We start from the raw sequence: 9274 nt of genomic DNA, 5'->3' as shown, positions 1-9274 counted from the left end.
ATTCCGCTATCGCCGTGCGGCTTATTTTGGTTTATTGAAAGTCACTGCGCAAAGTCATTTGAAGGCGGTTTGTATCAACCTGCCGAAGGCTGCCAACAGGCTTCGTGTGCCTGCTGCTGTCTGAAAAGGGGGGGGGATATGTTCCAAAATAGGGAATCATAGGTAATTATGGGGCATTTAATATTGAAAAAAAGCGTACGTTAGTCACCTAAGTACGCTTTTTTTGATTATGGGTTGGGTTTTGTAAAGGTCTCAAGCCGTCTGAAAACAGAAATATGCTTCAGATGGCCTTTTGATTCAATGAGTTATCAAGTCGGTTCGGCCATTTGCAACGCCTGTTGGATGTCTACTGACACAATCCGCGACACGCCTTTTTCCTGCATGGTCACGCCGACGAGTTGCTCGGCCATTTCCATGGTCAGGCGGTTGTGCGAGATGTAGAGGAACTGGGTTTGTGCCGACATTTCTTTCACCAGGTTGCAGAAACGCGAAGTATTGGCATCGTCCAACGGCGCGTCCACTTCGTCAAGCAGGCAGAACGGTGCGGGGTTGAGGCTGAACAGGGCAAACACCAAACTCATGGCGGTAAGGGCTTTTTCACCGCCGGAGAGCAGGTGGATGGTGCTGTTTTTCTTGCCGGGTGGGCGTGCCATGATCGACACGCCGGCGGTGAGCAGGTCGTCGCCAATCATTTTCAGCACCGCTTCGCCGCCGCCGAATAAGGTCGGGAAGAAGGTCTGCACCTTTTCGTTGACTGCATCGAAGGTTTCTTTGAAGCGCGCTTTGGTTTTGTCGTCGATTTGGCCGATGGCTTCTTCAAGCAGGTCAATCGCGGTTTGCACATCTTCGCTTTGGCTGCGGTAATAGTTGTCGCGTCCGCGCGCTTCTTCCAATTCCTGCAAGGCGGCGAGGTTGACTGCGCCCAAGGCTTTGATTTGTTGCGTGAGGCTGCCGATTTGGTTGTTCAATTCGTTCGGACGGCCTGCTTCTTCGGCCAAAGTTTCCAACTGCACCAAATCAGCGTTGCGTTCGGTCAGGTTTTGATGGAAACGCTTGGCATTAATCAGTGCTTCCTGCTGCCGGAGCAGCGCGGTTTGGGTAGCCGCCTGAAGCTGCGGCAATTTGGCCTGCAAGGTTTGCTGACGGGCATATTGTTCTCGGCCTTGTGCTTGGGTTTGGTTCAAGGCCTCCTGTAAAACGGCATATTCTTCATCCAGCGTCTGCGCGGCCTCGCTTAATTCTTCGAGCTTAATGTGTTGCTCGTCCTCCTGCATTTCGGTTTCATAAGACAAGGCGAGTTCTTGCTGGCGTTCCTGCCAGTCCAAGGTTTCTTCGTCCAAACGCCCAAGTTGCTGTTGCAGATTGTGTTTTTGCTGCTGCAGTTTGTGCACGGCCACTTCGGCCAAACCGTAGCGGCGGTTGGCTTCGAGCAGGGCAAGTTGTGCCTGTTTCAGACGGCCTTGCTGGGTTTGAAGGTCGCCGGAAAGCCGGTGTTGCTGGTGTTCCAACTCGGCAACGGCTTCAAGCAGGGCGGCGATGTCATTTTCGAGGCCGTCTGAAGACTGGCTCAGAATGGTTTGCTCTTTTTCAAGCTGTGCCAATTCCTGTGTAATGTGTTCTCGTCTGATTTGGCTTTGGTTGGTGCGCGCCAACAATTCGGCGGCTCGCTGTTGGGCCTGATGGTATTGACGGGTGTGTTGTTTTTGCTGCTGGGTTAGATTTTTATGATAATTTTCAGCGGCTTGTAACTTTGCTTGTGCTTGGCTGAGGTTTTGTTCGGCAGCAGTCAGCTGCGGCGCGGTTTGGGCAAGCTCGGCGCTGAGTTCGTCCAAACGGGCTTTTTGTGCAATCAGGTTTTCTTGCGCGGGCTTGGCGTAAAGCAACACGCTGACTTTATCGACCTGATGGCCTTCGGGCGTAAGCCAGATTTGCTTGCCGCTCAAATCGCTTTGATGGGCAAGGGCGTAATCCAAATTCGGGGCGCACAATACGCCGTCGAGCCAATGATACAAGGCCGTCTGAAAAGGCGGCTGGGCTTGGATTTGGTTCACCAAGGCTTGCACAGGCAAGGATTTTTTCAAGCCACCGGACAATTTGTCACTCAACCATGCGGCCTGCTTGGGTGGCAAGGGCGAAGGCGGGCTGAAGGAATCAGGTACGGCACGCGCGTGCAGACGTTCGGCCAGCACCACGCCCAAGGCGTGTTGCCAGTCGCTTGGTGCGCTGATGTGTTGCCACAGCTGCGGTGCGTGGTCGTGCGTGGTGGCTTGCCAAAAATTGGCCGCTTCCTGTGCTTGCGCCAATAATTGTGACAAAGCCTGCTGCTGCGCTTGTAGCGTAATGTGTTGCTGCTGGAGGGTTTGAAAGCGATTTGAGGCCGTCTGAAAACCGTCGCGCAGGGTAGTTAATTGTTCTTCAGCAGCAAGGATTTGTTCTTCGTAATGTTCTTGCTGGCTTTGCAATAAGGAGGCTTGTTCTTGCGCGGCAGAAGTTTCACTGTCGTCAGGCAGATTTAGCGCTTGGCTTTCTTCCTTCAGACGGCCTTTGCGGGCTTCGTGCTGCTGTATGGTTTGTTTGGCGTGGGCAAGCTGTTGCTGCTTCAAAGCCAATTCGCGTTTGATGCGGCCGGTTTCGTCTTGCTGGGTTTGATAGGCGGCGTTGAGCGTGGCTTGGGCTTCTTCCAATGCGGGCAGTTGGGCTTCGTGTTCGGCCACCTGCATGGCCAGCTCGGCCAGCTCGGTTTGTTTTTCTTCGTTTTGGATGTCTGTGTCTTCAAACTGGGCGCGGATTTGCTGTTGCTCTTGATGAATGCGCTGCAATTGTGCCTGTGCAGCTTGGCGGTCGCGCTCAATGCGTTGGCTTAAGCTGCGTTGATGGCGCATTTGTTCTTCCAAACGGGCAATTTGCTCGCGCAACACGCCGCGGCGGTTGCTCAAGTCATGCACATTTTGCTGCCGGGCTTGCTCGGCAGCTTGTAGGGCGTGTGCTTCGTCCATCAGGGTTTGGATTTGCGCGGCTGTTTCGTCTTGTCGCGCTTGCAGCGATTGGTGTTGCGCGGTGGCTTTGTCGGCGGTGGCAAGCGATTGTTGCCATTGGGTATAGTCGAGTAAATCCTGCTGCTGGTTAAGCTGAGCGGTGAGTGCTTTGTAGCTTTCGGCGGTTTCGGCTTGTTTTTCCAGTTTTTCTACCTGGCGTGCCAGCTCGCTTTGCAAGTCTCTCAAACGTTGCAGATGTTCTCGCGTGTCTTTAAGACGGCCTTCGGTTTCTTTGCGGCGTTCTTTATATTTGGACACGCCCGCCGCTTCTTCTATATAAGCGCGCAATTCTTCCGGTCGCGCTTCAATGATACGCGAAATCATGCCTTGTTCAATCACGGCATAGCCACGCGCGCCCACTCCAGTACCCAAAAATAAATCAGTAATGTCGCGGCGGCGTACGACTTGGTTATTGATGTAATAAGCAGAATCACCTTGGCGGGTGAGCTGGCGTTTGATGCTGACTTCGGCATATTGTCCCCATGCGCCTTGCAGGGTGTGGCCGCTGTTGTCAAATACTAATTCCACGGAAGCGCGCGGCGCGGGGCGGCGGGTAGCGGCACCGTTGAAAATCACATCCTGCATGCTTTCGCCGCGCAGTTGTTTAGCGGAGGCTTCACCCAATACCCAGCGCACGGCATCGATCACATTTGATTTACCGCAACCGTTGGGGCCGATCACGGCGACAAGCTGCCCCGGCACATGAATGGTGGTTGGGTCGATAAAAGATTTGAAGCCGGAAAGTTTGATGTGGGTAAGGCGCATAGTTTTTTTGGAAAATAGGTAAAGGAAAAGATGTATTTTAACGGAAATCAATCAAAGTTTTGCAGGTTTTAAGAAATTAAATGCTCTAAAAATCGGCTTTTATCGGATTTTATATTTAATTGGAATGGTGTTGTTTAAATGTTGCAAATTTCACAGAGAAGATAAATCAATTATGTTTTATGCATATTTAAAAAATATAAGAAAACCTAATAAATCAAATTATTATGGAATTTTTTGAACTGTTAAATAATATTGCCGAAATAAGAATGACAACCCAGTTCCAGTTACCTATTGTCTGATTAAATTACCGTTGATATTCACTGGGAATATTAGCAGTTTGAAGCGTATATCATATCGTATGAGGGTTAATATCGGGCACGGTATCAGATGTTTGATATGACCAATGAATAATAAATTTGTGCGCAGTCTTGGTGATTTGCATATGCGCGTTTTGAAGAATTTAAACTATTACAAACAATAAATGGGAGCTTAAAATGTTGAAGTTTCGTAGCTTGTTATGGGGGTTGTTGCCGGTAATCATGTTGGTTGGTTGCGCGCATCAACAAAGGGAAACATGGGTAGATACAACAGAAACCGTTTACAGCACTGATGTGCCGGAAGGTCGTTCTTCTGTGGTGTTCTACCGCCAAGCCAATGCGCTGGAAGGCGCTGCCGTGAATATTTACGTGAATGGTGAGTATTCAGGTTCTTTACAGCCTAATGCCTACCGTCAAGAATTGATTTGTGCCCAAAACCAAAAATTATTTGCCGACTTTACCCGTCAAGATGCAGCATACTATAAAAAAGCCAACTTGGGTGATTACTATAACCTACCTGAGGCTGCCGTCTCTTTCTTTAAAGTTGTCGACAACGGCAGAGGCCAACCTGTCTTACAAGGCGTCACACCTGAACAAGCCGAAGCAGAAATGAAAGGTGTGAAACGTCAAAATCATACATTATCCCGTGTTGTCAGCCCTGCCAAATGTGCGCAAATGTTGAAAAAATATAATTTGCAAGCTTCTGCCTTGTTTAAGTTTGACCGTTCCGACTATAAAGACATGTTGGAAAAAGGTAAGCAGGAAATTGCCGCCGTATCTGAAGATATCCGCCAAAACAAAGCCAAAGTAAACAGTATTGAAGTTATCGGCCATACCGATCCGGAAGGCAAGCCGGCTTATAACCAAAGCCTGTCCGTTCGCCGTGCCGAAACCGTAAAACGCGCACTGGGCGAGAGCGGTTTGGATTCGAACCTTATTGCTGCTCAAGGTCGTGGTGCTCAAGAATTGCTGATTAACGACTGCCGCAAACGTTTCCCTGCAAACGCCAAGGCTCGTAAGGAATGTGACCAACCTAATCGCCGTGTGGAAATCATTCTGCACGGTGAGAAATAATGAACTATAAAAAGGTAATCAAAGAAATGTCTAAAAACATTACGTTAAAAATCAATAACGCTAAAGAAACCGTTGAAACCGTTAAATTTCAGACAGCCTCTGGTGAAGTATTGCGCATTCCTGCACAAGCCAAGGTGAACTACCAATTTATCGATGAGACTACTCAGTTCGGCCCTGAAAACATCATGACCAAACGCGTCGGCGATAACTTAGAAGTGGCTTTTGAAGGTTCTGATATCAGCAATCCTGATCTGATTATCGAAGGTTATTACTCAAGTGAAACAGATGCCTCTAAAAGCAGCCTGTTGATGGGTCAGCACGAAAACGGCGGTATGTACCCGTACGTTCCGGAAAGTGCTGAACCTGCTGATGCTGTAACTATGTTAGCGGAGGAAGTCGAAGCAGGCCAAGCATTGGGCGGTGAAATCATCAATAGCCTGTGGGCGCCTAATCCGTTGTGGTTGTTGGCGTTGCTGCCTTTGGGCGCGGCTGCTGCGGCATTGGCTAAAAATCATGACGATGATAAAGACAATAAAGCAGCAATTACTGTTGATGCGCCAAGTGACTCGTCTAATGCCAAGCCGACTATTACCGGTACCGTTGATGATGTGGAATCTGGTCAAACGGTGACATTGACCGTAACCGATGCCGGCGGCGCAACCCAAGTAGTGACCACTACCGTGAAAGCAGACGGCACTTACCGGGCAGAAGTACCGAACGCATTGCCGGACGGCAACTACACAGTTGCTGCCGAAGTAGCCGACAAAACCGGTAACAAAGCGAATGCGGCCGACACCGGCTCGATAGACACCACTGCGGCGATTACCGTAGTGGCACCGGATTTGACCAATGACAACACGCCTTTGATTAGCGGTACCGCTACCGATGTCGAAGAAGGCCGGGTAGTAACATTGACCGTAACCGATGCCGGCGGCGCAACCCAAGTAGTGACCACTACCGTGAAAGCAGACGGCACTTACCGGGCAGAAGTACCGAACGCATTGCCGGACGGCAACTACACGGTTGCTGCCAAAGTGACCGACAAAGCCGGTAACGAAGCTGAAGCCCGCGACGACAACGGCGGCAAAGGCAACGTCATCGACACCACCGCGCCGGCGATTACCGTAGACGTACCGGACAACAGCAGCGACAACACCCCGGCAGTCACCGGCAAGACCGACGCACCGGAAGGTTCGGTAGTAACATTGACCGTAACCGATGCCGGCGGCGCAACCCAAGTAGTGACCACTACCGTAAAAGGTGACGGCACTTACTGGGCAGAAGTACCGAACGCATTGCCGGAAGGGCCGGTTACCGCTACGGCCGAAGTGGAAGATCCGGCCGGCAACAAAGGTAAAGCCACCGACAAGGGCAACATCGACACCACCGCGCCGGTTGTAGCTGCTGAAGACAATACCGTTGAAGAAGCTTCCGCGGCGGCTGTTACAGGTGTGATTAAAGTGACTGATCAATCTATTGCCGGTATTACTGTAGGCGGTAAAGACGTAACTGGTGCGACCGAAAGCATTCCTGTTGTGATTGCGACAAAACTGGGTACTTTGGCTGTTACGGGTTACGATTCGGTGAAAGGTGAAGTGTCTTATCGCTATACTGAGAACGGTAAAGCCAAAGACCACAGTGCAGGTGATGATTCTGTTAAAGACAGCTTTTTGGTTGTGGTACGTGATGCAGCTGGTAATACTGCGATGGACAGCTTGGATATCCAAATTACCGACACTGCTCCGGTTGCTTTGGGTGATGTCAACAACATCGCTGAATCAAGTGGTTCTGTGAGCGGCAACGTGCTGGATAACGACAGATTGGGTGCGGATACGCTGGTATCTGTTGCGGCAGATTACACCGTAGGCCGATACGGCTTGTTGAAACTAGGTGCAAATGGTGAGTATACTTACACATTAAATCCTGACAACCCTGTAATTAAGGCCTTGAATACCGGCGATACGCTGCAAGACACCTTCACATATGCCGTAACCGATGCGGATGGTGACAAATCGACTGCAACCTTGACCATTACCATTAATGGTGAGGATGCCGATAAGTCCATCATTGGCACGAATGGTTCTAATACCATTACCGGCGGTACTGGTAATGACGCGTTGATTGGTGATGCCGGTGATTATCAGTTGATTATCAAACCGGGTCATGACTACAACGTAGCGGTGATTTTGGATACTTCCAGCAGTATGGCGAATTACAAAACCTCTAGCGGTGAATCATACATGGAAATCGCCCGCAAATCATTGCTTAAGTTGGCGCAAGACTTTGCGGGTCATGACGGTAATTTGAATGTTACCCTGTTTGCTTTCAACACAACTTCTAAACAAGTGATCAATATTAGTGATTTGACTGAATCTAATGTTGATCAATTGGTTGTGAAGATCAAAAGCTTGGTAGCTGGCGGTACGACCAATTATGATGACGTGTTCCGTGATGCAAGCTCATGGTTCAACCAAGTATCAGGAAATAATTACAAAAATGTAACTTACTTCCTGACTGATGGTCAGCCGACGACTTATGGGGATACCGGTATGGTGAAATACCGAGGTTACATTACCCAAGAGGGCATTAACAAAGCGTTGGAGAGCTTTGCAGAGTTATCAAAAGTATCAGATGTTCATGCAGTAGGCTTCTCGCAAGGTGTTCAAGCGAATATGTTGGACTTCTTCGATAATACCGTTCCAGATGGCCATTCGTTGAGAAACAACAGCTTCTACTATAACACTTATCCGTTTGCCGTCACTTATAGAGGTTTGGCGGGTGAAGCACAAGTGGTATCAACGCCTGGAGAATTCGATGCAGCTTTGGAAAGCGGTACGGTTGAGCGTGTGTTGAATGCAGTATCCAGTGATACGCTGCATGGAGGAGAAGGCAACGACATCATCTTCGGTGACAGCATCAATACCGATCACCTGAGCTGGACCAACGGTATTGCCAGTATCCAACATACCGAAGGCTCTCATGATGGTATGGGCGCCCGCGCGTTGACCGAATACATCAAGTGGACGGAAAACAGCGGCAGCGATGCGACCGAGCAGCAAATTGGCGATTATGTTCGTGAGAACTGGGTCAAATTGTTGGACAACCGTATTGATGGCGGTAACGATACCTTGGTTGGCGGTTCTGGTGACGACATCTTGTTTGGCGGTGCCGGTAACGACACCTTGACTGGTGGTGAGGGTGCAGACAAGTTTGTATTCTTGGCAAACAGCAATAGCGGTCACGATGTCATTACCGATTTTGAAGCCGGCGTAGATAAAGTGGTATTTGCCGACTTGATCAGCCCGCGGCAATTGGAAAACGCTGTTTGGGATGACGCGAACCACGTCTTAAGTTTTACCGGCGTGGCGAAAGACGGCCAAACTTACCAAAACAGCATTACCTTCCAAGGTTTGTCTGCCGGTGAGACACTTGAGTCTGTGTTGCAAAACCATGTTGAAACCCTTGGCTGATAACACACAGCCTGCCAAAAAGCCCTGCTGAAAAGCAGGGCTTTTTTTGTCTTGATTATTTTGATGATGGGGTATATGGCTGATTAAATCAATTATGACAACAGGGGGTAGGTCGGATTCTTGAATCCGATACTTGCTTAAAAAGTACAGAAATCGTTTAAATTCAGGGTAAAGTTTGCCCTTGTGGGAAAATATCGGATATGGGGTATTCGGCCTACCTCGTGTGTCTATTTTTGAGTAAATCAGTTATAAATACAGGAGGCCGTCTGAAAACAAATGTGATATGTTTTCAGACGGCCTTGAGTCCGCATTTCAAATGCAACACTTGGCTGTTCCCGATTGTACCGCTTTCAGAAACAAATTAACCGGAGAATCATAATCCGGCATTTTTCCCCGACGGCGGTTGGGGGCATCTTCGACTGCCTTAATTTGTTGCCTGCCGAATTTCCTGAAATCCGTTCCTTTCTGGAAGTATCGGCGTATCAACTGCCGGTATTCCCTACCGGCCCCTTTCCCCAAGAACGGCAGGGAGGGCAGAAGTAGGTTTGGGCCCCAGCGCTTTGGCAAAGGTTCTGTGGCGGTAAAACGCTTTGCCGTTATCCAATGTGACGGT

At 49.5% G+C, this 9274-nt stretch carries 3 protein-coding genes and 1 pseudogene; 3 read left to right on the top strand and 1 reads right to left on the bottom strand.

Features of this window, described 5'->3' with window-relative positions; all coding sequences use genetic code 11:
• Window positions 1-124: pseudogene (locus C7N83_RS11660) on the top strand (IS5/IS1182 family transposase); the annotation flags it as partial.
• A gap of 184 nt (window positions 125-308) precedes the next feature.
• Here C7N83_RS11660 and smc read toward each other — a convergent pair.
• On the bottom strand, window positions 309-3800 hold the full coding sequence (smc, locus tag C7N83_RS11655) for a chromosome segregation protein SMC (protein WP_106742824.1): 3492 nt from the start codon (window positions 3798-3800) through the stop codon (window positions 309-311).
• A gap of 494 nt (window positions 3801-4294) precedes the next feature.
• Here smc and C7N83_RS11650 point away from each other — a divergent pair, with 494 nt between their 5' ends.
• Both C7N83_RS11650 and C7N83_RS11645 read left to right on the top strand, forming a co-directional pair.
• Window positions 4295-5191: an OmpA family protein gene (locus C7N83_RS11650; protein WP_106742822.1), complete on the top strand. Its 897-nt coding sequence runs from the start codon at window positions 4295-4297 to the stop codon at window positions 5189-5191.
• 26 nt (window positions 5192-5217) lie between these two features.
• Window positions 5218-8661, top strand: coding sequence for an Ig-like domain-containing protein (locus C7N83_RS11645; protein ID WP_170064904.1), 3444 nt, complete (start codon window positions 5218-5220; stop codon window positions 8659-8661).
• Window positions 8662-9274 lie beyond the last annotated feature (613 nt).

This window comes from Neisseria iguanae (assembly GCF_003013245.1).
GTDB lineage: Bacteria > Pseudomonadota > Gammaproteobacteria > Burkholderiales > Neisseriaceae > Neisseria > Neisseria iguanae.
The sequence above is the reverse complement of the archived record's forward strand: the minus strand, read 5'-3'. Positions and strand labels throughout refer to the sequence as shown.